The organism is Olleya sp. NP1-10, from assembly GCF_055804415.1.
In genome coordinates, this window is record NZ_CM147840.1 from 3388629 (window position 1) to 3411703 (window position 23075).

Here is a 23075-nt window from a genome sequence, read left to right on the forward strand (position 1 = left end):
AGATTATAGATCATCCAATGTTTTCATAAAACTAATCACAGCTTTAATTTCTTTATTGGATAACTGTAATGAATCCGAAGGTAATGTTTGGTATTCTAAATCCATTTTAAGTCCTGCTCCTCCTCCATTGTTATAAAATGTCATGACTTGCTCTAAAGTGGTATACACTCCGTTGTGCATATAAGGTCCTGTTTTAGAAATATTCCTTATTGTTGGTGTCTTAAAAAAGTGCTGTCGTTGTGGTGTATTAAACACATTATATCGTCCTAAATCTGTATCAACCACATTAGTAATCGTGTCTTTTGGTACGCCTAACAATTCAAACTCTGTTTCAGTAAAAACAGGTGGTACTGTTCCGTTAAAAACTGGTGGAAAATGACAAGTTGCACACTTTGCTTTTCCCATAAATAAATTAAACCCATTTATTTCTTGAGTGGTTAAAGTGTTTTCTTTTCCGTTAATATTTAAATCAAATTTAGAATTAAAATCTCCCAAACTTCTAACATAAGCAGCAATTGAGTTTCTAATGTTTTGCTGATTAACACCATCCTTAAACAAGGTGTTAAAAGTATTAACGTAAATAGAATCCGTTTTAACAACCTTTGTTAAATTGTCTAAATCCGAATGGAATTCGGCTTTATTATTTACCACATCTACAATTTGACCTTCTAAATTACCAGTACGACCATCATAAAAAAAGCTTTGCTGATAAGCTGCATAAAGTAATGTTGGCGAGTTTCGTTTTTGATTAGGAAACACCTTAAGTCCATCTGTAAAGGCTTTGTCTTTATGGTGGCAACTAGCGCAACTCATACTATTATCTTTAGACAATCTAGTATCATTAAATAATACTTTCCCTAATTGTTGCTTTTGTAATTGCAATGTATCTGCATGAGGTAAATCTGCAAAAAAATCAAGATTAAAAGTCGTGTTAGAAAACAAAGACGTCATGTCGTTATTAAAAGCCAACTCCAAAGGAAAGTCTACTGACCAATCCTTTTTAATAGTTTGTAATAACTCTAACTGTTTATGCGCATGGTTTTTAATAAAACTATAACGATCAAAAGTTTCAAAATCACTTGAATTTAATAAGTTTTGCGAAGTTTCAATCTCAGATTTAAAATCTTGATATACTGTTTTAGACTTAAAATTATTCTTAAATACTTCTAATACATCTAAAACACCTTGATAAGCAATTGCAGATTCTTTTAGGGACTGTAATACAGGTGAATCAAAACCAGAAATACTTGTCAGTGCTATTCTAGCAATTTGATTACGAATAATCCATAAAACATGGTAGTCTTTTAATTTTAGATTGGTGTTATTAGCTATTAATTGTAATCTATTTTTTGTTTTTAAAACTATCTTTTTAAGCTCAACTGTGTCTATTGTGTCTTCATAAACAGTCTCTTCAATAACCTGAAAACCAAACGGATTATTTATTTTAATATCTGTTGCATCCTCTTCTTCAATTTTTAAAATATTTGGAGCATTTATAGTTTTGTAATTTTCTTTATCTACAAAAGCAAATACTGCTTCAATCTGTTTAAAATGTTGTCTAGCTTTTAAATAGTGGTCTTGAAATTTGTTTTTAGAAGTACTAGATAACAATGAGTCTAGATAATTTACGCTAGCGTTTAAATGTTTTAAATAAGTTTTTTGATATTGCTTAACAGGACTAATATTAGTAGTTGTATCATTCTTTTTACAACCACATAAAACCATTAAAAAAAGACACACCAACAGTTGGTGTGTCTTTATATTTTTATAAAAATATACTTTCATGTATTAACGTTCTAAACCTTCAACTACAAAAAGCATACTACCTTCTTTACGGTTTTCTAGATCTGGATTTGCATTTGGATCTGTAAAAGAAGAACCATCTGCTGGTTCCCAACCATGATTTTGAGTAATTAATATAAATGTATCTTCTTTTCCAACTGTTTCAGAAATATCAATCATACCTGTAAGTTCCCAAACACTAGTTTCAGATCCATAACCTTGAGCTGCAGCAGATATTTGGTCACATTCTAAAACTGTTTTAAATTCACCTGTATTTAAATTATATTGGTATAATCTAGCATAGTGTGTTTTATCATCTGTATCAAAATATCCGTTTGGATCTTCTTGAATGTAAGCATAATTTTCAGTCACTAAGATATTATCTGGACTATGAAATGCTTTTGCGACACCATCTAATTTATCTCCATCCAATACACAAGTAATAGTTGCTGGTCCAGTTGGATCGTTTTCATTTAAAGTAACTTTATAGATTCTTCCATATAAAGATCCTTTTCCTATTAAATCTGGTTTATGTCTTCCTGTAACGCAAAAATAAATTTCTCTATTATTAGCAGCGCTACCTCTTCTCCAGTCTATATCTTCTAATCTAGAAAATCCCATAACACCTTTATTTTTAGCTTCAGCATCCAAAAGGTCTATTTGTGTTTCATCTAACTGTACAAATTCTGCAGTATAAGATTCTCCTTCTTCCATATCCACTTCAAAGTCTACACCTTCTGCAGTTACTTTTAACCCATATAATTGACCACCATATAAATCTCCAGCATCACCAACATACATCCCTAAATGACCTGAAGGCACAGAGTTATCAGAATGATCATCTCCAATAAAAACAACTGTTTTATCAGAATAAGCATTTTTACCAATAGCCACAGCATTTTCTGTCGACCATTGTCCCATGGCATCTAATAATGTAGCTGTTGATGCATTACCAGCACTTTTAAATGGATCTGTAATAAAAACACCTTTAGAGGCTCCACCCCATTCTCCTCCTGATAAATATAATGGTCCAAAACCATGCTCTTCTGGAGTAATTAACGTTCCAGAACATTGTGCTGTAGATGCTGTTGCTGCAGCATTTAAAATATACTCTCCACCTACTGGCTTAAAAGTCTTGTCTAAAGTTATTCTTGCAATAGAGTAATCTGCTTCAATATTATTGATTAAAGTAAAAGTCCCATCATCATTTTTCATCAATCCTGCTCCATCTGCCATAGATCCGTAAACAAAATCAGGAGTATTTTCTAACTGATCCTCGGATGATATTAAGTTGTATATATTGATATTGTTAAAATCGCTAGTTTTTTGTAAAAAATTTGGCGTTTGTGAGTGTGACATAAGCGTCACTGGATTTACTTCCATCTCATCTGCTCCAGAATCGTCATCATCGTTACAAGAAGTGATTGTAAATAATGTTACAAATGCTAATGCATAGTAGTTAAATGTTTTCATTTTAAATTGTGTTTTTAGGATAAATATTTTTTCACAAAAAAACAATAAGTATCGAAGAGGTTTTTTAACTAAAAATTACCAAAGTATAACCAAATTGTAAGCTACATTAAATTTAGGTTATACCTACATCACTAAATTTATTTAATAAATAAATACATTATTTTTATAGGTTAAGCTTTTTGTTAACGACTTAAAAACAAGCAAATGAACACCTCGAATGCTATTTTGAAATTATAATCAAATAATTTTGCAACTTTCTAATAGTCAATTCAAAACAAAAGAGTACTTTCGCGCCTTATTAAAAAAAACACCTGTTATGAAACGTATTAACGAGTACAAAAAGCTATTTAACGTTGATCAAGATTTATCTTTAAAAACTTTAAAAAAATCTTACCGTAATTTGGTAAAAGAATGGCATCCTGACAAATTCCAAGCTGGAGATGAAAAAGCTATTGAAGCTGAAGCAATGAGCCGAAAAATTATTGATGGTTACCACTTTTTAGTAAGTATGGCTCCTGAAACTATTGAAGCAAATAAGGAAGAATATATGACAACCATTACAACACCTATTATGGACTGGCAACACAAAGGTCTTTTATTAGAAGTGACGTTTTTAAATGGTGATACTTATGAGTATTTTGGTGTAAATAAAGGATTGTACATTAAATTTTCTCAGAGTGATAAACAAACACGTTTTGCAAAACGCAGTATTTTTAATTCTTTTCCTTACAGAAAAATCAAAAAAAGTGAAGTTACTGCTTAATAAAGTAACGCTATATTATATAAGATATAGAGTAATAAAAAAAGAGCTTCAGTTTAAAACCGAAGCTCTTTTTTTATTGCCTCTTTTAATGTACATAACATTAATTAAAATAAGAATATTAGGTTGTTTTTTGAATTTTATTTTTTTCTTCAATCCAACGACTCATAAACTTAGTACTTTGCACTGTATGATGCATTAATACTTGGCCAATAAAATGTTTTTGTCTATGACTTTGTAATCCTGCTTGAAGTTGTTCAAGTCTATGTAAAACATCTTTAGTATAGATTGCTTTATCATATAAGGTATTAATAATCATAAAACCAGTTTTTTGTTTACCATTCCAGTAAATACGATTGGTGTACAATTCTGCTGCTTGTTTGGCAAATGCAATAGCATCGTCTTCAATAAACGCATTGGTATCTCTTAATGTTCCGTACATACCTTCTGCGCCAATAGTTGTAGTTACACAAGGTGTACCATTTATCATGGCATCAATAAGTTTTCCTTTTAAACCAGCTCCAAATCTTAAAGGCGCTAAGCAAACCTTAGCCTCTTGCATTACTTTATTAGCATCCTCTGTAAAACCTTTTATTAAAAATCCGTCTTTAGGATTGTGTAATTGCTTTACTTTTTGAGACTCATAGGCTCCATAAACATGCATTTCTACTTTTGGTAATTCTTTTCTTATAAGAGGCCAAATATCGGTTTTTAAAAAGTACTGCATCAAAATTTGGTGGATGCATAAAATTACCAATGGTAATAAAATGATTTCGATCTTTAAATTTTGGACTTATTTTTTGTGTTTCCGGAGGAATTGGATCTAATAAAAAGGCAAGTAATATAAAAGGTACTCGTTTATATTAAATTGATTTACTAAAATTTCTATTTCAACCTGACTGATTATAAACGATAAATCACAACGTAATATACTTGCAATTTCGCGTTTTGCTGTATCGTTTTGCAAATAGTTTGTATCAAATATAGCTTGATCTTTTAAAGCTTGTTCACGACCTTTACGTAAGCAATGTAAGTCTTCTGTATCTAAAACTCTGAGTGCATCAGGACATTGTTCTGCTACACGCCAACCAAATTGCTCTTCAACCATAAAACGATCAAATAACACCATAGAAGGATTTAGATCTTTTATATATGTATCAAAGCTACTATCGTTTAAAACAATAGTTTTAGTAACAACATCAAGAGTTGTTAAGTCAAAAGCATTGTCTGTTTTTGTACAGGCAGATGCAAAGGTTATATCATAGTTTGCAGACTTAAATACATTAATAAGTTGCATCATCCTGCTTCCTGCTGCCGAACTTTTGGGTTCTGGCCATACAAATCCTATGATTAATAATTTTTGGTTCAAATGAGGGGTTTTTACGGATTATTACTTGGTACTATTGTGCTTTTGGCGCTAATGCATAGCCTACTCTGACTTGGTTAACCCAATCCACTATAGCCTTAATTTGATCTTGCGTTAAATTAGCTTCTGAATGCGTCCACGTGTAACTTGGTAAAGGCATTTTGTGTTCTTCAACTTCTTCCGCGATTTCTTCAAATTTATGGTCTTTTCGTTTTACTGAATAATCAGACCATTTAGAAAAATCTAAATGCTTACGACCATCTTCTACATGTTCTGCTAACCAATAATTAACAGGTGTGATTTTATCATACCATGGATAGTTAGTATGACTACTGTGGCAGTCAAAACATGTGGTTTCTAATATTTTTTGAACCTCAGGACTTGGCTTTGTTTCGTTTAAAAAAGCGGTTAGGTCTTCTGTGTTTCCTTCGTTTTTTTCAGGCGAAAAAAACTGTGCAATTACAAAAAGTATTAAAATAAGAAGTCCTAACTTTTTAAGTATTTTCATTTTTAGCTATTTTTAGGTCTTAAAAATAGTAAATCTTTGACTACTGACGCTTTTTATCAAGAATTAAATTATGTAAACCACTCAAGAGAAAAACGCTTGTATTATGCAAAAATGCTATTAAACGACAGTACGCTAATACCTAAAACCCTAGATGTTCTATTTAGAGTAGATGATAAAATATCTGCAAGAGCTGCTTGGATTTTAGAGTTTATGTGTGGCGAAAACCTTGAAGCCATAATCCCATACTTAGATAAGTTTACGGATCAAATGGGTTTAGTGCATTTAGATTCGGCAGAAAGACCTGTCGCAAAAATCTGTGAATATATTGCTAAAGCCTACTATGGTAAAGCACCTTCTAAATTAAAGAAGGCCTTACTTCCGATACATCGAGAAAAAATTATTGAAGCTTGTTTTGATTGGTTAATTAATGATTGTAAAGTGGCTCCAAAAGCTTATAGTATGAGCACTTTATATTTATTTGGGCAAGATTACGACTGGATACACCCTGAATTAGTACAGATTTTACAACGCGATTTTACTAGCCAAAGTGCTGCTTTTAAGGCAAGAGCCAAACATATCTTTAAAAAACTGAATGTATAGCTGTTAATATTTATTAAATTCTTAAAGTGTAATCCTTTAGTCTTCTAGTTAAAAAAACTATATTTATAGCTTGTTAAAAAACAACTATTTTTATGTCTTTAAATCAACTTAATGCCATCTCTCCAATTGATGGTCGTTACCGTAATAAAATTGAAAAATTACAGGATTTTTTCTCTGAAGAAGCCTTAATAAAATATCGCGTTTTAGTCGAAATTGAATACTTTATTGCTTTATGTGAAGTACCATTACCTCAACTAGAATCTGTTGATAGTAGTAAATTTGAAGCTTTACGTGACATTTACAACTCTTTTAGTACTGAAAATGCTCAGGCTATTAAAGATATTGAAAAAGTAACCAACCATGATGTTAAAGCGGTTGAGTATTTTATTAAAGAGCAATTTGATGCTTTAGGATTAAGTGAATATAAAGAATTTATACACTTTGGGTTAACCTCTCAGGATATTAACAATACTGCCATACCTTTAAGCATTAAGGAGGCTATGAATGATGCCTATGTACCAGAATACTTAACTGTTGTAAAAGAATTAAAACGTCTAGCTGAAGAATGGAAAGACATACCAATGTTAGCCAGAACACATGGTCAACCTGCTAGCCCAACACGTTTAGGTAAAGAAATTGAAGTCTTTGTTGTACGTCTTGAAGAACAATTTAATTTACTAAATGATATACCAAGTGCTGCTAAATTTGGTGGTGCAACTGGTAATTTTAATGCTCATAAAGTGGCTTATCCAAATATTGACTGGAAAGCATTTGGAAGTACTTTTGTACAAGAAAAACTAGGGTTACAACACTCGTTTCCAACAACACAAATAGAGCATTATGACCATATGGCTGCCTTATTTGATTGTTTAAAGCGCATAAATACTATTATTATAGATTTAGATAGAGACATCTGGACCTATGTATCTATGGATTACTTTAAGCAAAAAATTAATAAAGGTGAAGTTGGTAGTAGTGCAATGCCACACAAAGTAAACCCAATTGATTTTGAAAATAGTGAAGGTAATTTAGGTATTGCTAATGCTATTTTTACACACTTATCTGCTAAATTACCAATTTCAAGATTACAACGTGATCTTACAGACAGTACTGTTTTACGTAACGTTGGTGTCCCTTTTGGACATACCTTAATAGGTTTTGGATCGACACTTAAAGGTTTAGGTAAACTGTTATTAAACCAAGCTAAATTTGAAGCTGATCTTGAAAATAATTGGGCTGTCGTTGCTGAGGCAATACAAACTATATTGAGACGTGAAGCTTATCCTAATCCATATGAAGCTTTAAAAGGTCTAACAAGAACTAACGAAGCTATTAATAAAAACTCTATTTCAAATTTTATTGATACGTTAGAGGTAAGTGATGCTATTAAAACCGAATTAAAAGCGATCTCTCCAAGTAATTACACAGGTATCTAATTATGTTTAACGACAAAACCTCTTTAATGCTTTGCACTATGACAGCTATATTATTTATAGTTGGTGCAGCTACAGGTTGGTTAAGCCATCCTGTTTATATTGGTATAACTGTTTTTGTTTATTTAATAGTAATTATTAACGTTTTTATGGTTAAAAAACCTGAAGATTACGATGATAATTTTTTTGAGAAAGAAAATAATGCATAATAAAAAAAGGCTTATCCAATGGATAAGCCTTTTTTTTAAACTCTATTAAGGATTATTTAAAAAAGTTAGTTAAGCTTTTAAGTTGTGCCTGATCTATGTCTGCATTTTGTAACTTATCTGTTAATTTAATTAACTCTTCTGGTTTCATGTTATCTCCTAAAATTCTAACAATTGTAAATCCAAATTCATTGGAGCTTGCAAGTACTAAAAACTCGTCAATTGCATCTTCGTCACCTAAAGTGCTCACTTTTACTTTAACACCTTTGTCTTTAAACTCCATTAACTCTTCATACTTTTCGTTATTAAAGACTTTTTTAGCTTTTTGTAACTCTGTTTTATAGCTTTCTAGGTTATTATCTTTAATTCGGTAAGCTAAAATGTCCAATTTATCTACAGATTGATATGCTTTTTGCTCATCTGGACTTAGGTTAGCTTTAGAAAAATCTACGACATCTGCAGCAACATCATATGACATAAACGCTGGTAACTCTTGATGATCTACAAAATAGGTTTGTATTGAATTCTGGTCTTTACAACTTACTAAAACAAGACTTAAAGCAAGGAATGTTATTATGGATTGGATGGTTGTTTTCATGGTTTTAGTTTTTTGTTTTCTTTTCTAATTCCTCTCCTCCTGGAAGATTCATTTTTTGAGTTAATTTTGAGATCTGGTTTAAATCAATATCTCCTGTTAATGATATTACAACAGTTTCAATACTACGTTTTTCTCCATTAATTTCAACCTCAGAGTCTTTCATTACAGCCTCTAGACCATTAATAAACATTAATAACTCACTTACATGATCACTGTCTTTACCTTCTTTAACGTAAAACTTCATGATCACACCATTGTCTTTAACTTCCATTAGTTCTTCTAAAGCACCACTACGTGTATTTACCCATTTGGTAATGTCTTTTGCTATAGTTTTATCTCCTGTAGCCATTGTTTTAAAGCTAGTAATACTGTTTACCATATCCATGTAAGCTTTAGCTTCGGCATCATCTGTATTAATATCTATTTTAGCCAACATCTGAAACATTTTAGGCTTAATTGACACGTAACTTACTTTGTCCTCATCGCTATATTTTTCAAAAATGTCTTGAGCCATTCCTGTTAAAGGCATCAATAATATTGCTAATACTGTTATTGTTATATATTTTTTCATTGTATTTGGTTTTTAAAATTATTTTATTGTTTTTGGGGTTTGTTATTATTTAAAATGCGACCTACTGGGTTTTCCATTTCTTTTAAATAGTCAACTTGTGTGCCTGCTTTGTTAATAGCACCTAAATAATGGACTTGTGCTGTACCTTTATTAAAGGTTCTGGACACCAACTCTAAATACGATTTAGCTTGATTGTAAGCTAACCTATCTGCCTCTGTTATTGTGTCTTCCTTAGGTCTATTAAAATATATACCAACCATTAATACTGCTACTGCTGCAACGCTTAACCACTTAATTTTATAATTATTTTTAGTGTTTAGTGGTACGTTTTTAGTAAAAGTTTCTTGTTGATTTGCTATATAGTAACCAAAAATAGCTTTGTAATGCTCTAAATGAGGTGCAACAGTCTCTTGTTTAAAATAGTCTTTTAACTGTGCTTCTTCTTTTAAAGTAGTCAGGCCATCTTCGTATTTTTCTAGTAATTTTTCTATATTATTTAACACCATAATTATGTGTACTTGTTAATTTTTCTCTTATTGCTTTTCTTGCTCTTGATAATGCGACTCTAACAGCTGTGGGATTCATGTCTAGCATTTTTGCTATTTCGTCGTTATCATATTGTTCTATATCTCTTAATTGCACTACCATTTTTTGTTGCTCTGGCAGATCTTCTATAATTTTTGCGACCCATTTTAAACTATCATTAACTTCAATTTGCTTTTGTAAAGCAACATTGTGGTCTTGATAATTACTATGCACAATTTTTAAATTTTGTGCTTGTTTAGATTTTAACTTATCTAAACAAAAGTTTTTGGTCATGGTCATGGAAAACGCTTCAACGTTTTTATACTGTTCCATTTTAGCTTTGTTATTCCATAATTTTAAAATAACTTCTTGTGTCGCATCTTCTGCTTCTTCTCGAGACACAAGTAATCGTTTGGCTAATCTAAAGACCTTGTCCTTAAAAGGCATCACAATATTTAAAAACTCGGTTTGTGTCATTTTGGTTGGTTGGTTTCTATTATGACGAGCCATTATTAAATTTGTTACAATTTATTTCCAAAATAAAATAAAGTAAGTACATTTATAAAGAAAAACTTAAAATTATGACTATGAAAAAGACTTGGGTTTATGCCATGCTATTGCTATTATCACTTAGTTTTACAGCGTGTTTTGAAGATCAGGATGATAATACTATTGCTGATGTAGATATTAAAGATTTTGTATGGAAAGGATTAAACCTTTGGTATTTTTGGCAAGATCAGGTTACAGATTTAGCTGATAATAGATTTTCTAACTCTGAAGATTACACTGCTTATTTAAATAGCTTTGATGCTCCTGATGATTTGTTTTATAACCTTTTATCCAATGAAGACCGTTTTAGCTGGATTGTTGACAACTATTTTGAACTAAATGATGCTTTAAATGGTGTATCAAAAAGCAATGGAATGGAATTTAGTTTAGGTTTTGTTGACGCTTCTGAGACTGATATTTTTGGAGTTGTTAATTATGTATTACCAAACACAAGCGCTACTTCTAATGGTGTACAACGTGGTAATATATTTTTAACTGTTAATGGTGTACAATTAACCGAAAACAACTTTGGTAGCTTATTATTTTCTGACAACGACACCTATACAATTGGTCTTGCCGAAATAGATGCTAATGACAACTTTGTTTTAACAGGCGAAACAATTACACTGAACAAACAAGTCTATGAAGAAAACCCAATATTAATTAGTAACACCTTTACTGTAGATGGTATTAAAGTTGGTTATTTAATGTACAATCGTTTTACAAGTAATTTTGACCAACAACTTAATACTATTTTCGGACAATTCGTAGCCGAAGGTGTACAAGAATTAGTTCTAGATTTACGTTACAATCCTGGAGGAAGTGTTGCTTCTGCGATTAACTTATCAAGTATGATAGCTGGTCAAGACACCTCGGATTTATTTTTAAAACAACGCTGGAATGATAAAATACAAGCTGCATTAAGTGAAGATGATGTAACTAGAAACTTTGTTAACCAATTATCTGACGGAACAGCTATTAATACGCTTAATCTTGATAAGGTTTACATTTTAGCTCAAGGCAGTAGTGCTTCGGCTAGCGAATTAGTAATTAACGGTTTAAACCCATATATTAATGTTGTACATATTGGAGACACAACTCGTGGTAAAAACGAATTTTCAATAACATTATATGATAGTCCAGATTGCGCTTACTCTTGCACATCAAATATAAATCCTAATCATACTTGGGCTATGCAACCTTTAGTTGGTAAAAATGAAAATGCTAATGGCTTTTATGAATATGAAGCTGGGCTAACACCAACTATTGAATTAGAAGAAACCATTTCTAATTATGGAGTTTTAGGACAACAAGACGAACCCCTTTTAGCTAGAGCTATTCAGCATTTAACGGGCAATGGAAGATTTAGTAACACGCAAAATGACACTAAATTTAAAATAATTGAAAGTTCTAATTCTAAAACAATACTTAAAGATAATATGTATATCGATACTAATGATATGCCTAACATTTTTAAATAACCAATCCTATTGAAACATAACACCTATTTTAACTGGAGTACAGGAAAAGATTCTGCTTTAGCATTATATTATTTACTAAACGACAACAATTATAGCGTCAACCAATTAGTGACTACCATAAACTCGCATTACAATCGTGTCACAATGCATGGTTTAAGACAAGAGTTACTAGTATCACAAACCCAAGCATTAAATATTAAAGCTAGTTTTATACAATTACCAGAACAACCATCCATGGAAGTCTATAATCAAATCATGCAAGACAGTGTGATTAGTTTAAAAAATCAAGGATTTACGCATAGTGCATTTGGTGATATTTTTCTTGAAGATTTAAAAGCCTATCGTACAAACCAATTAGCGACTTTAGATATTGAAGCTGTTTTTCCATTATGGAAAAAAGACACCAAAAAACTATTGACTCAATTTTTAAAATTGGGTTTTAAAACTATTGTAGTTTGTGCAAATTCTAAATATTTTGACCAAGATTTTGTTGGTACTATTATAGACGAAAATTTTATAGACAACCTTCCTGAAGGTGTAGATCCTTGTGGCGAAAATGGAGAATTCCACACGTTTTGTTTTGATGGTCCAATCTTTAATAATCCAATACCGTTTACTATCGGAGAAAAAGTATATCGCGAATATAAAGCACCTAAAACCGATGATAATGATATCTGTAAAAGTGATGCCGAAACTTATGGTGTGTGGTATTGTGATTTAATACCATAACAATTATCTAAATTATAACGCATAAAAAAGCCTCTAAATAATTTAGAGGCTTTTTATTGGTATTTAAGCTTGTTTATTTTTTAACAACTTTAAGCGTAGCTCTTCCTTTATTAGTAGCGATATTTACGATATAAACTCCTGAACTTAAATCTTCGATATTTACTGGATTATCAGTAGACTCCACATTTTTCTTTAAAACCAAACGTCCTTCAGAAGAATAGATAGTTATTAAACCAATTTCTGAAACATAAAATTGAGACGTGGTAGGATTAGGAAAAAGAGAGATTTTTATTTCTTTTGAAAAAGAAGTTACTTCTAATGTGTTTCTATTAATAACTCCAACAGCATTCAAATCAAATCCACTTGAAGCGTAAGGTGTTGAAAAGGGATCGTTAATAATATTTCCATAAGAATCGTATGTTGCAAATGCAGGATCTATGGATCCTACTACATCTATAATTTTAATATGTGTAATATTATTTTTATCTAACATAGTAGACGTTTCAATGTCGCTTATATCAAAAGGAGTACCAAATCCAGAACGATATTTTCCAGCTAAATTATTTACATAAGTGGCATCTACATTGCCAAAACCACCGACTTGTGAATCTGTTTGTGTTTGACTGTGTGAAGGGAACCTAAAATAGTTAACACCATCTGAACTTACCTCAACAAAAGCCAACTCTAAAAATGTATCACTAAAGCTATTCTCAAATACAGCAAAATCAAAACCTTCATCATCTTTAATAGGTGTATCAAATGTTAAAATTGCTTCACCACCATCTCCTAAACTTACAACACTTCCGTCTGCGATACCCAAAGCAGAATCTGAATCACCAACACTAGCATATGTATTATCAGATGGATTTGAAATGTCTACTAATCCTCTTGTTATGGTCGCTCCAGTTGCCCATTCTGAAAACAATGGACTGTCTTGTGCTATTGCTGTTGTACCTGTTTGCCCAGCAGGAGGCGCATATATACCTAACGGAATTTCATATTTATAAACTCCATTTGGGATAATCCCAACGGTATATTCGTTTTCGTATATACCTGACGTTGTATAGGTTCTTATTTTACCATTGCTGACATAATCCTCGGCATCAGCCAAATATAAAATATCATTAATTAAAGATAATCCATAAGCTAAAGTTACGTTTTGAGCTGACGTATCTATAAAAGCTGTTGTTGGTAAGCTTCCTGTAAAGTTAAAATTATATATACTATTATTCAACACATAAAAAGCATTATCATTTTGTACTTGTAAATAATTTGGGTGCTCAGTCGCTGCAAAATCAAAAATACTCATGACAGAAAAATCATTTAAATCAATTTTATATAATTGTCCTAAAGTTTCATCTTCTGACCATCCAGGTTTTCCTGCGCAAAGCACATACAAATAATCATCATCTGCTATTATAGAATTAGGTATATCTCCAACTATTATTTGAGAGACACTATTATCTACTAAGTTAATTACAGACACAGAATTACCAAAACCATAACCTCCTTGATGTGCTACAAACAATTGATCATTCTTTTTAATAATCCTTTCAGGACCTTCAATAACAGGTATGGTATTTACGACAGTATTTGTAGATAAATCCATGACAGCAACATAATCATCAGTAGTAACTGCTGGATCTCCCCAATTAGTTATGTAACCAAATCCATTATCAAATGCAATATACCTTGGATTATTAATATCCGTTGTTACTGTTGCAATATGTGTAAATGTTACACGATCTACAACATTAATCTCATTACTTCCACTACCAATGATGTAGGCATTATCACCATCAAATCCCATGCCTTGTCCTAATTGCCCAATATCTTGACCTGGATTTTGTGTTACAAAAATGTCGTTTTCTAATGTTCCTGAATCATTTAAAAAGAGACCGAAGCTGTGTTTGTACCAAACATACCTTCATTTAATATAAAAACACCATTATCAAAGCTTTGAGCATAGCCAGAATAGGCTAATAAGCTAAAAATAAATGTTAATACGAATAGATAGTTTTTTTTCATGTATTTAAGTTTTAGTTTGTTTGTGATTTTACCCTTTAAATTATTTTATAAAGCAATAATTATTTAATTACGCGCTTTGATTAAAATTACAAGTACGGATGAAATTGTTGTACATAAAATAAAAGCCTCTAAATATTTTAGAAGCCTTTATTAATGGTTGGTTGGTTTGTGGTTTATTTAGTTGAAATAAAAACCGTTTGGTGCACTACCTGCTATATTCGCGCTATATAATATCCCTGAGGTTGAGTATTCATAAAACGTTCCATTAGATGTAAAATCACCAGCATCTCCAATATATATTACATCATTATGTACTGCAAAACCATACATAACACCATAATCTGATGAAGATTCATAGGTTAATACAGGTGTTTCTGAAACTACAGTATCTCCTAAATCAAAACTATATACTGAGGCAGAAGAAGTAAAATAAACAGTATTATTATCAATATTTAAGTTTTTAGTATTTGGTATAGAAGCTGGAATATCTAAAGTGTTTGCAATTGTGTTTGTATCCAAGTCAATTTCTATAAATTTACCCGAATTTGTCAAGACATAAACATCATTATTTACAACTGCTATAGAATTTGAAGTATTACCTTCTCCTAAATCTATATCTGTAACACTTAAAGTATTTGTATCTACTACTGATACAGAATGCTCTGTACCATATTGATTATTTGTTGTTATAACTTTATCTCCTAACGCAGAGATACGGTCTAAGTAATTTCCAATTAAAACTTGAGACGTTGAATAATCTGTTAAATCTATAACTGTTAAAAAGTCATCAGTAACAGTACCAAAGTCTCCGTTATTTGTGACATAAGCTTTATCATTTACTACTACTCCATATCTTGGAGCTTCCAAATCTGTACTAATAGTAGTTATATATTCAAAAGTATAACGATCTACAACAGTTACAGATCCGCTTCCTGCAACTATAAAGGCTCTAGTTTCATCAAAAAATATATTTTGTATATAAATCCCCATTTCATCTGCTTCTGGATTCTCAATTCTAAATACATCATCAGTTCTTGTCCCATTTTCACTTACAAAAATTATAGAATTTGTTACAGAACTTCCTCCTCCTTCATTCAAAACAAAATAGCCATCTTCATAAGAACTAATAGGCTCAGAGTCATATCCTATTTCATCATCATCATTACTACAAGAGTTTAATAAAAAGGTACTAGATAATAGTAAGAATAGTATTTTTTTTAAATGTTTCATTTTAGTGTATTATTTATTAGTGTTTAAAAATTAAAGTTTAAAAAAGTATTAAAATGCATTCCTGGCATAAATCGCCCTAAAATACTTTGATAATTGTGATTCATTATATTATTTAGTTGTAAACCAACCGTGAAATTTTTATAATAACCAAATGTATAATCTATACCCAAATTAGATAAGTAATATGCATCTACATTATATTTTGAATTATTATCTGACTGAGTAAAAACCTCACCAACAAATACATATTGGTAATAAGCATTTAAAGCTTTATGATTGTAACTTAGGGTCGTATTAAATTTATGATAAGGCACATAAATCAGTTGTGCATTACGTCGCTGATCTTCTGATATAGTATAAGCGTAATTACTATTCAAAACCAGATGGTTATTATCAAAAGAAAGTGCTGCGTTAAATTTCGCTTCTACTCCATATGTTTTAACATGGTCAGTATTTATAGGTCTCCAAACAGTGTTAGTTGGCAACCATCTAATCATATCTTTTATATCATTATAAAAACCTATAATTGATAGTTTTACAATTCTATATCTAAATGTATTACCAAGCTCTAATTGATATGATGTTTCAGGTTTTAAATCTAGATTACCTCCATCTTGCCAATATAAATCATTGAATGTTGGTACTCGGTAATTTTTAGAACCATTAACGGTTATAGTATATAAGTCAGATAAATTATATTTTAATCCTAAACTATATAAAAATGGACTTTTATAGTTATTAGTAATTTCTTGTCTTGTAGTAATTTCATATAAAAAATCAGAACTTATTCGTTGCTTAAACAATAAATTAATTCCTGTTACATTTCTTTTTACTTTACTTATACTAGAACCTTCACCTGTGTTCTGAGTATAATCTATAACAGGATTGATAGTAACGTTATCACCAAATTTATAGGACAAGTCATATTTTGCAATCAAACTTTTTACGTTTCCATCAGTGTAAGTATCTCTTTCAATATTTGAAAAATATTTATATGTTTCTGTTAAATAAGCCACTTTTAATTTAGAGATAAAATCTCCCATAAAACCAGAATACTCTATTAAGTTTCTTGAATCTCTATTTTTATATTTAGAAGGAGTCTCTGATGGTAGTTGTAATGAAAAATGACGTTGACCGTCGTAATAATTACTAAACACCTTAATTATGTTGGTACTATTTATCTTATACCCTATATTTAATGCTATGTTATTACTGTAAAATTCTCCATTTAAATTAGTTTTATTACTATCGACATAATCAAAATCATTTTCGGATTGTAAATAACTAATATTAGTATTTACACTTATTTTGTCTGTAGAGAAATGACCTTTGTAAGTATTGTTAATTGTACTAAAACTACCTAAATTGACTCCAATGAAATGAGAATCCTTTTCACTATAAGTTATATCATTGTTTAAATGAATAGAGCCACCAATTGCACCACTACCATATAAAACACTTCCTCCTCCACTTCTAACATCTATATTGTCAAATATTTTAGTATTTACTGTACTAAAATCAGTCTGACCATTTAATTGAGAGTTTATATTAATTCCATTCCAAATCACAGCTGTTTGTTGTGAAGTAGTCCCTCTAAAAGAAGGAGACGACACCATGCCATAACCATTTTCTTTAAAGTAAATAGAGCTGTTACTATTTAATAAATGTGTTAATAAAGGGTTTCCTTTTTTAATAACACTATCAGATAATTTTAAAACAAACTGAGAATTTGAAAATGTTTTCAACTTAACATCACTCAACTCAATTTCATCTAAAAATTGAATAGAGTCCGTTGGTGTTTGTCCAAAGGACAACACGCAATAACATACAGCAAAAAACACTACAATATTCTGTTTCATAAATCTTAAAAATCTTTCTCCCGAAGATTGTATTAGATGACAAATTTGGCAGGTCTCCTGACTTGCGTCTTGCTATTGGTCTTCCCATCTTAATGACAGTGACATGAAGTGTAATAACAAGCGTTATAGCTTACAGTTGCGGGAACAGTTCTGGATTTTAACCAGATTCCCTTTTAATCCATTCAATAAAAACTGAATGAAACCTAAATTCGACGCAAAAATACTATTTAAAATAATGTTTTGCCTATTTTTTCTTATTCATTTTGTAAATCAAATAAATAAAACCCACTAAAAAATGTAATAATATAATTCCTCCTACTATATATATTGTTAAATTTGAACCATCTCTCATAACTAGAATTTTATATAAATTTAAAGGAATCAATCTCTATAAAGCGTTACCAATGTTACAAAACAAAGCCTACTTACTACTGTTTATAGCTTCATTTTTACTATTTAATTGTAAAGAAGATAAAGGCATCAGTCGAAAACTTCCTCCTATTCAAAAATCAACAAATAGTATTACTTATGCTGAAGGTTTTAGTGTTGAAGAGGTCAGTGGTTTTAAAGTTTTAACAATCAATAACCCTTGGCCAAATGCAGACAAAACCTATAAATATGTATTAATATCTAAAGAAGAAGCTGCAAAAAGATCGTTTATGAAAGGTGAGTACGACGGAATAATTATTACTCCTGTCAAACGTATTGTAGTCACATCAACAACACATATTCCTGCATTAGAATTATTAAATGAAGAAGAAAGTTTGGTTGGTTTTCCTGGCACAGATTATGTCTCGTCGCAAAAAACAAGACAACTTATAGATAATGGTCATGTTAGAGAGTTAGGAAAAAATGAAGGCTTAAATACAGAAGTTGTATTAGATTTAAATCCTAATCTAGTTGTTGGATTTGGTGTTGACGGATCAAGTAAATCCTTAAACACTGTAAGCAAAGCCAATATACCTGTAGTTTACAATGGTGATTGGGTAGAAAAATCGCCTTTAGCTAAAGCTGAATGGATTAAGTTTTTTGGTGCCTTATATAATAAAACCAAGCAAGCCGATTCTATTTTTAAAACCATCGAAACGGATTATAAAGCAGCAAAAAAACTAGCACAAACGGTTAAAAACAGACCAACAGTAATAAGTGGAGCAATGCACAAAGATGTATGGTACCTTCCAAACGGGACAAGTACTGAAGCTCAGTTTTTAAAAGATGCTAATGTGGACTATTTATATGCTGACACAACAGGAAAAGGAAGTTTAGCTTTAAGTTTTGAAACCGTTTTTGAAAAAGCAAAAAGTGCAGACCTTTGGTTAAGTCCATCTTATTTTCCTACAATGGAATCCTTAAAAGAGGCTAACACACATTACACGCAATTTAATGCTTTTAAAAATAATGCCATATATACATTTTCTAATACTACAGGTAAAACAGGAGGTGTATTGTATTATGAGCTTGGTCTAGCAAGACCTGATTTGGTATTAAAAGATATTATTAAAATTAGTCACCCAGAGTTATTACCAAACTACACACCGTTTTTCTTTAAACAATTAAAGTAATACAACACGACGTCTAAGAGTTTAACGTTATTCTATTTCAGTCAAACACTAAACTATTGAAAAACAACTATCAATATAGCTTTATCATTTTAATAATACTACTGGTTATCTTATGCTGTGTTAACATCAGTTTAGGTTCCATTTCTATTAGTTTTGATACTATAATAAATAGTTTTTTAGTAAATCCTGAAGCGTATAGCAGTAAAGAATACATCATACAAAATTACCGTTTACCAAAAGCCATCACAGCTATTTTAGTAGGTTCTGGCTTAGGTATTTCTGGTTTATTAATGCAAACATTATTCAAAAATCCTTTAGCTGGACCTTTTGTTTTAGGTATAACCTCTGGAGCAAGTCTTGGTGTAGCTTTAGTTATTTTGGGTAGTGGTATTTTTGGCGGATTTCTAGCCACATTCCTATTATCTAAATGGAGTTTAGTCATTGCTGCAAGCATGGGTAGTTTTTTAGTCCTACTATTAGTCTTAATAGTTTCTTCTAAAGTTAGAGATACAATGGCTATTTTAATTATTGGATTAATGTTTGGTAGCATTACGTCTGCCATAGTTAGCGTACTATCCTACTTTAGTAGTGCAGAACAATTACAGCAATACATTTTTTGGGGATTTGGTAGTTTAGGAGATTTAGATTGGACCGAAGTCAAAATATTTACACTTATTTATACAATTGGTATCCTTTTTAGCATAGCCTCTATCAAAGGACTTAACACCTTATTATTAGGTCAAAACTATGCAAAAAGTCTAGGTTTAAACATCAAACAAAGTCGCTTAATTATTATTATTGCTACTAGTTTATTAGCAGGTACAATAACTGCATTTGCAGGACCAATTGCTTTTATAGGTTTAGCCATTCCGCATATAACAAGACAAGTATTTAATACTTCAAATCATAAAATATTATTACCTGCAGTATTTTTATTTGGTGCAATAATCATGTTAATTTGTGACAGTATTGCACAATTACCAAACACAGACTATTTATTACCTATCAATGCCATTACCTCATTAATAGGTGCGCCAGTTGTGATTTGGTTATTAATTAGACAACGTAAAATGGTGTTTTAATATTATGAAAACCGCTTTAAAACATATCATCCTAAAAACCGAAAATCTACACATTGGTTATGCGTCCAAAAAAGAAACTATTACAGTTGCCTCCAATATTAATTTAGCCCTAAACAAAGGTGAATTAATAGGCTTAGTTGGTGGTAATGGAATTGGAAAATCTACATTATTAAAAACACTAACAAAAGTTCAAAACCCTTTACATGGAAATATTAGCATTAAGCAAAAAACTTTAGAAAGTTACAGTAATTTAGAACTAGCCAAAACGTTAAGTTTGGTTTTAACCGAAACTTTAACAGCAAAAAACTTAACCGTTTTTGAATTGATTGCCCTAGGAAGACAGCCTTACACTAATTGGGTTGGCACAATAACCGAAGCTGATTTAAGTATTATTAATAAAGCTATCAGTCAGACAAATATTACAGATTTAAAACATAAAAAATGTTTCGAGCTTAGTGATGGTCAACTACAAAAAGTAATGATAGCACGTGCTTTAGCACAAGATACCGATTTAATTATTCTAGACGAACCAACATCACATTTGGACATGTACCACAAGGTGTACATCTTAAAACTACTTCAAAAAATAACCAAAGAAACCGGTAAAACCATTTTGTTTTCGTCTCACGAAATAGATTTAGCTATACAGTTATGCGATAGTATGATAGTTATGACTTCAAACAAAATTATCAGTGACTCACCATGTCATTTAATCGAAAAAGGTGCATTTTCTAACCTTTTTCCTGAAGATATGATTGTTTTTGACCCAAATACAGGCAGTTTTAGAGTTAAAAAGTAATAAGACGTCATACTTTAAGATTCAAATAACAAACAAGCGCCATACTGAACTTATTTCAGTATCTTATACTTATTAAGTGTTTTGTATACTCTTAAATTAAATTATATTAACTTAAATAAGAATCAGTACTACTAAAAACCAAACAAACGTCATGCTGAACTTGTTTCAGTATCACACATTAATTAAGCTTTTTATGAATTCCCTTTTATTGTATCAACTTCATTTGAATTTAAATCAATAATTATAAACCATGTCATACTGAACTCGTTTCAGTATCTCATCTTTATTGAGTGTTTTGTGTTTTCTTCAATTAAATTATACTAACTTAAATATCAATCAGTAGTAAAAACCTTCAAACATACGTCATACTGAACTTGTTTCAGTATCTCATATCAAATTTAGCATTTTAAAAGTCTATTTTGATACCTCATAAACTAACTATTAATTACTTTCAGTAGTAACTAAATTAAGTATTCAATTTATAAAAATACTAACTTCTCACTGAGAGACAAATTAACTATCTTTACACAAATTCTTTGTTAATAAAAATGAACGACAACATCATCCTTATTATTGCTATATTAATTGCTGCAGCAATTGGTGGTTACTTAGGTATGCTATTTACTAAATTAAAAAGTAAAAGCGAAAAAAGCACCTTAGAAGAACGTAACAATAACCTACAACAGCAACTAAACGATTTAAAACAATATCACACCACTGAAAACGAAAAACAAAACTCTAATTTTAATACACAATTAGGAGATTTACGTGACACGATTTCTAAAATTGAAACCGATCGTGAAGCCATAAGACGTGAAAAGGATTTTTTAAGTCAAGAATTAGCTAGAAAAAATACCGAGTTTGAAAACCTACAACAATTAAACATTAAACGTGATGAAGAACTTGAAATTAGACAAGAACAGTTACGTAAAGATTTTGAGCTATTAGCTACAAAAATATTGGACGAAAAAAGCGAAAAATTCACACTTCAAAATAAAGAAAACATCAAAAACATTTTAAATCCTTTACAGGAAAAAATCATGGTTTTTGAGAAAAAAGTAGACGATACTCAAAAAGAAAGTATCAGTATGCATAGTGCGTTAAAAGAGCAATTGTTAGGTTTAAAAGACTTAAACCAACAAATGACTAAAGAGGCGACAAACCTAACTAGAGCTTTAAAAGGTGATAGTAAAATGCAAGGTAATTGGGGAGAATTGGTCTTAGAACGTGTTCTTGAAAAATCTGGTTTAGAAAAAGATAGAGAGTATTTTGTACAACAAAACTTTACCAGAGAAGATGGCTCTAGAGTGTTACCAGATATTGTTTTACACTTACCTGGAAACAAAAAAATGATTATTGACAGTAAAGTATCTTTAACCGATTATGAACGTTATGTTAATGCTGAAGATCAAGAACGAGACATCTATTTAAAAGCGCATTTAAACTCGATTAAAAAACACGTAGACCAACTGTCTGACAAAAAATATGAAGATTTGTATGATATAGAATCTCCTGATTTTGTATTACTTTTTATTCCTATCGAGCCTGCTTTTGCAGTTGCTATAAACGCAGATAATACTTTATACAACAAAGCGTTTGAAAAAAACATTGTCATTGTAACACCTTCTACACTATTAGCTACATTACGTACTGTAGATAGCATGTGGAATAACGAAAAACAACAACAAAATGCAATTGAAATTGCAAGACAAGCAGGTGCTTTATATGATAAATTTGAAGGTTTAGTATCTGACTTAACTGGTGTTGGAAAGAAAATTGACGATGCTAAAAAAGACTATTCTGCTGCAATGAACAAGCTTGTTGATGGACGTGGTAACCTGATTAGAAGTGTTGAAAAAATTAAAAAACTTGGTGCAAAAGCTAAAAAATCTTTACCAGAAGCTTTTATCAAACGTGCCGAATCTGACGATTAA

At 30.8% G+C, this 23075-nt stretch carries 23 protein-coding genes and 1 riboswitch; of the genes, 10 read left to right on the forward strand and 13 right to left on the reverse strand.

What is annotated here, in order from left to right; all coding sequences use genetic code 11:
- Window positions 1-3: 3 nt before the first annotated feature.
- Both AC0L4B_RS15930 and AC0L4B_RS15935 read right to left on the reverse strand, forming a co-directional pair.
- A complete protein-coding gene (locus AC0L4B_RS15930) occupies window positions 4-1785 on the reverse strand; it encodes a cytochrome-c peroxidase (RefSeq protein ID WP_473437775.1) in 1782 nt (593 codons plus the stop codon).
- A gap of 3 nt (window positions 1786-1788) precedes the next feature.
- Window positions 1789-3255 (reverse strand): alkaline phosphatase PhoX, encoded by a 1467-nt coding sequence (locus AC0L4B_RS15935; RefSeq protein WP_473437776.1) that lies wholly within the window; start codon window positions 3253-3255, stop codon window positions 1789-1791.
- A 316-nt stretch (window positions 3256-3571) separates the two neighbouring features.
- Between AC0L4B_RS15935 and AC0L4B_RS15940 the strand changes: the two genes are divergently transcribed.
- Entirely contained in the window at window positions 3572-4018 is a 447-nt protein-coding gene (locus AC0L4B_RS15940) for a KTSC domain-containing protein (RefSeq protein WP_028291219.1), read from the forward strand.
- Between the two features lie 118 nt (window positions 4019-4136).
- Here AC0L4B_RS15940 and AC0L4B_RS15945 read toward each other — a convergent pair whose 3' ends face one another.
- The 3 genes from AC0L4B_RS15945 to AC0L4B_RS15955 all read right to left on the reverse strand — a co-directional run bounded on the left by AC0L4B_RS15945 (window position 4137) and on the right by AC0L4B_RS15955 (window position 5889).
- The gene (locus AC0L4B_RS15945; RefSeq protein WP_473437777.1) at window positions 4137-4742 is read right to left on the reverse strand and encodes a glycosyltransferase family 4 protein; all 606 of its coding nucleotides are present in this window, start codon (window positions 4740-4742) and stop codon (window positions 4137-4139) included.
- 96 nt (window positions 4743-4838) lie between these two features.
- Window positions 4839-5384 (reverse strand): hypothetical protein, encoded by a 546-nt coding sequence (locus tag AC0L4B_RS15950; protein WP_473437778.1) that lies wholly within the window; start codon window positions 5382-5384, stop codon window positions 4839-4841.
- Window positions 5385-5415: 31 nt separating this feature from the next.
- Window positions 5416-5889 (reverse strand): heme-binding domain-containing protein, encoded by a 474-nt coding sequence (locus AC0L4B_RS15955; RefSeq protein ID WP_116823124.1) that lies wholly within the window; start codon window positions 5887-5889, stop codon window positions 5416-5418.
- A 36-nt stretch (window positions 5890-5925) separates the two neighbouring features.
- Here AC0L4B_RS15955 and AC0L4B_RS15960 point away from each other — a divergent pair, with 36 nt between their 5' ends.
- The 3 genes from AC0L4B_RS15960 (at window position 5926) to AC0L4B_RS15970 (ending at window position 8131) form a co-directional block, all read left to right on the forward strand.
- Window positions 5926-6489 (forward strand): adenylosuccinate lyase, encoded by a 564-nt coding sequence (locus AC0L4B_RS15960; protein ID WP_473437779.1) that lies wholly within the window; start codon window positions 5926-5928, stop codon window positions 6487-6489.
- Between the two features lie 92 nt (window positions 6490-6581).
- Window positions 6582-7925, forward strand: a complete 1344-nt coding sequence (gene purB, locus AC0L4B_RS15965; RefSeq protein WP_473437780.1) for an adenylosuccinate lyase — start codon at window positions 6582-6584, stop codon at window positions 7923-7925.
- Window positions 7926-7927: 2 nt separating this feature from the next.
- Entirely contained in the window at window positions 7928-8131 is a 204-nt protein-coding gene (locus tag AC0L4B_RS15970) for a hypothetical protein (RefSeq protein WP_473437781.1), read from the forward strand.
- A 52-nt stretch (window positions 8132-8183) separates the two neighbouring features.
- Here the strand turns inward: AC0L4B_RS15970 and AC0L4B_RS15975 are convergent, their stop codons facing one another.
- The 4 genes from AC0L4B_RS15975 to AC0L4B_RS15990 are packed head-to-tail and all read right to left on the reverse strand — an operon-like array spanning window position 8184 to window position 10299.
- A complete protein-coding gene (locus AC0L4B_RS15975; RefSeq protein WP_473437782.1) occupies window positions 8184-8726 on the reverse strand; it encodes a DUF4252 domain-containing protein in 543 nt (180 codons plus the stop codon).
- Window positions 8727-8730: 4 nt separating this feature from the next.
- Window positions 8731-9297, reverse strand: coding sequence for a DUF4252 domain-containing protein (locus AC0L4B_RS15980; protein ID WP_473437783.1), 567 nt, complete (start codon window positions 9295-9297; stop codon window positions 8731-8733).
- Window positions 9298-9320: 23 nt separating this feature from the next.
- On the reverse strand, window positions 9321-9803 hold the full coding sequence (locus AC0L4B_RS15985; protein WP_473437784.1) for a hypothetical protein: 483 nt from the start codon (window positions 9801-9803) through the stop codon (window positions 9321-9323).
- Window positions 9790-10299 (reverse strand): RNA polymerase sigma factor, encoded by a 510-nt coding sequence (locus tag AC0L4B_RS15990; RefSeq protein ID WP_028291228.1) that lies wholly within the window; start codon window positions 10297-10299, stop codon window positions 9790-9792. Before AC0L4B_RS15990 ends, AC0L4B_RS15985 begins: the two co-directional genes overlap by 14 nt.
- A gap of 110 nt (window positions 10300-10409) precedes the next feature.
- On the opposite strand from AC0L4B_RS15990, the gene AC0L4B_RS15995 reads away from it, so the two are divergent.
- Window positions 10410-11852, forward strand: coding sequence for a S41 family peptidase (locus AC0L4B_RS15995; protein WP_473437785.1), 1443 nt, complete (start codon window positions 10410-10412; stop codon window positions 11850-11852).
- A 9-nt stretch (window positions 11853-11861) separates the two neighbouring features.
- On the forward strand, window positions 11862-12581 hold the full coding sequence (locus tag AC0L4B_RS16000) for a Dph6-related ATP pyrophosphatase (RefSeq protein ID WP_473437786.1): 720 nt from the start codon (window positions 11862-11864) through the stop codon (window positions 12579-12581).
- Between the two features lie 73 nt (window positions 12582-12654).
- Here AC0L4B_RS16000 and AC0L4B_RS16005 read toward each other — a convergent pair whose 3' ends face one another.
- The 4 genes from AC0L4B_RS16005 to AC0L4B_RS16020 form a co-directional block, all read right to left on the reverse strand.
- Window positions 12655-14442 carry a T9SS type A sorting domain-containing protein gene (locus AC0L4B_RS16005; protein ID WP_473439460.1) on the reverse strand — a complete coding sequence of 596 codons (1788 nt, stop codon included), beginning with the start codon at window positions 14440-14442 and terminating at the stop codon, window positions 12655-12657.
- A gap of 26 nt (window positions 14443-14468) precedes the next feature.
- Window positions 14469-14609, reverse strand: a complete 141-nt coding sequence (locus AC0L4B_RS16010; RefSeq protein WP_473437787.1) for a hypothetical protein — start codon at window positions 14607-14609, stop codon at window positions 14469-14471.
- Window positions 14610-14786: 177 nt separating this feature from the next.
- Complete coding sequence (locus AC0L4B_RS16015; protein WP_473437788.1) at window positions 14787-15839, reverse strand: hypothetical protein; 1053 nt, start codon at window positions 15837-15839, stop codon at window positions 14787-14789.
- Window positions 15840-15862: 23 nt separating this feature from the next.
- Window positions 15863-17698 carry a TonB-dependent receptor plug domain-containing protein gene (locus tag AC0L4B_RS16020; protein ID WP_473437789.1) on the reverse strand — a complete coding sequence of 612 codons (1836 nt, stop codon included), beginning with the start codon at window positions 17696-17698 and terminating at the stop codon, window positions 15863-15865.
- Between the two features lie 30 nt (window positions 17699-17728).
- Window positions 17729-17921, reverse strand: a riboswitch (cobalamin riboswitch).
- A 181-nt stretch (window positions 17922-18102) separates the two neighbouring features.
- Between AC0L4B_RS16020 and AC0L4B_RS16025 the strand changes: the two genes are divergently transcribed.
- The 4 genes from AC0L4B_RS16025 (at window position 18103) to AC0L4B_RS16040 (ending at window position 23075) form a co-directional block, all read left to right on the forward strand.
- Window positions 18103-19260, forward strand: coding sequence for an ABC transporter substrate-binding protein (locus tag AC0L4B_RS16025; RefSeq protein WP_473437790.1), 1158 nt, complete (start codon window positions 18103-18105; stop codon window positions 19258-19260).
- 56 nt (window positions 19261-19316) lie between these two features.
- Window positions 19317-20342, forward strand: coding sequence for a FecCD family ABC transporter permease (locus AC0L4B_RS16030; RefSeq protein ID WP_473437791.1), 1026 nt, complete (start codon window positions 19317-19319; stop codon window positions 20340-20342).
- 4 nt (window positions 20343-20346) lie between these two features.
- Window positions 20347-21141, forward strand: coding sequence for an ABC transporter ATP-binding protein (locus AC0L4B_RS16035; RefSeq protein ID WP_473437792.1), 795 nt, complete (start codon window positions 20347-20349; stop codon window positions 21139-21141).
- Between the two features lie 548 nt (window positions 21142-21689).
- Window positions 21690-23075 carry a DNA recombination protein RmuC gene (locus AC0L4B_RS16040; RefSeq protein WP_473437793.1) on the forward strand — a complete coding sequence of 462 codons (1386 nt, stop codon included), beginning with the start codon at window positions 21690-21692 and terminating at the stop codon, window positions 23073-23075.

Excerpts from the sequence above, each read along its gene's own strand:
- AC0L4B_RS15930 (WP_473437775.1), bottom strand. The coding sequence starts at position 1,785 with ATGAAAGTATATTTTTATAAAAATATAAAGACACACCAACTGTTGGTG.
- AC0L4B_RS15935 (WP_473437776.1), bottom strand. The coding sequence starts at position 3,255 with ATGAAAACATTTAACTACTATGCATTAGCATTTGTAACATTATTTACA.
- AC0L4B_RS15940 (WP_028291219.1), top strand. The coding sequence starts at position 3,572 with ATGAAACGTATTAACGAGTACAAAAAGCTATTTAACGTTGATCAAGAT.
- AC0L4B_RS15945 (WP_473437777.1), bottom strand. The coding sequence starts at position 4,742 with ATGCAGTACTTTTTAAAAACCGATATTTGGCCTCTTATAAGAAAAGAA.
- AC0L4B_RS15955 (WP_116823124.1), bottom strand. The coding sequence starts at position 5,889 with ATGAAAATACTTAAAAAGTTAGGACTTCTTATTTTAATACTTTTTGTA.
- purB (WP_473437780.1), top strand. The coding sequence starts at position 6,582 with ATGTCTTTAAATCAACTTAATGCCATCTCTCCAATTGATGGTCGTTAC.
- AC0L4B_RS15970 (WP_473437781.1), top strand. The coding sequence starts at position 7,928 with ATGTTTAACGACAAAACCTCTTTAATGCTTTGCACTATGACAGCTATA.
- AC0L4B_RS15975 (WP_473437782.1), bottom strand. The coding sequence starts at position 8,726 with ATGAAAACAACCATCCAATCCATAATAACATTCCTTGCTTTAAGTCTT.
- AC0L4B_RS15980 (WP_473437783.1), bottom strand. The coding sequence starts at position 9,297 with ATGAAAAAATATATAACAATAACAGTATTAGCAATATTATTGATGCCT.
- AC0L4B_RS15985 (WP_473437784.1), bottom strand. The coding sequence starts at position 9,803 with ATGGTGTTAAATAATATAGAAAAATTACTAGAAAAATACGAAGATGGC.
- AC0L4B_RS15990 (WP_028291228.1), bottom strand. The coding sequence starts at position 10,299 with ATGACACAAACCGAGTTTTTAAATATTGTGATGCCTTTTAAGGACAAG.
- AC0L4B_RS15995 (WP_473437785.1), top strand. The coding sequence starts at position 10,410 with ATGAAAAAGACTTGGGTTTATGCCATGCTATTGCTATTATCACTTAGT.
- AC0L4B_RS16010 (WP_473437787.1), bottom strand. The coding sequence starts at position 14,609 with ATGAAAAAAAACTATCTATTCGTATTAACATTTATTTTTAGCTTATTA.
- AC0L4B_RS16015 (WP_473437788.1), bottom strand. The coding sequence starts at position 15,839 with ATGAAACATTTAAAAAAAATACTATTCTTACTATTATCTAGTACCTTT.
- AC0L4B_RS16020 (WP_473437789.1), bottom strand. The coding sequence starts at position 17,698 with ATGAAACAGAATATTGTAGTGTTTTTTGCTGTATGTTATTGCGTGTTG.
- AC0L4B_RS16025 (WP_473437790.1), top strand. The coding sequence starts at position 18,103 with ATGTTACAAAACAAAGCCTACTTACTACTGTTTATAGCTTCATTTTTA.
- AC0L4B_RS16035 (WP_473437792.1), top strand. The coding sequence starts at position 20,347 with ATGAAAACCGCTTTAAAACATATCATCCTAAAAACCGAAAATCTACAC.
- AC0L4B_RS16040 (WP_473437793.1), top strand. The coding sequence starts at position 21,690 with ATGAACGACAACATCATCCTTATTATTGCTATATTAATTGCTGCAGCA.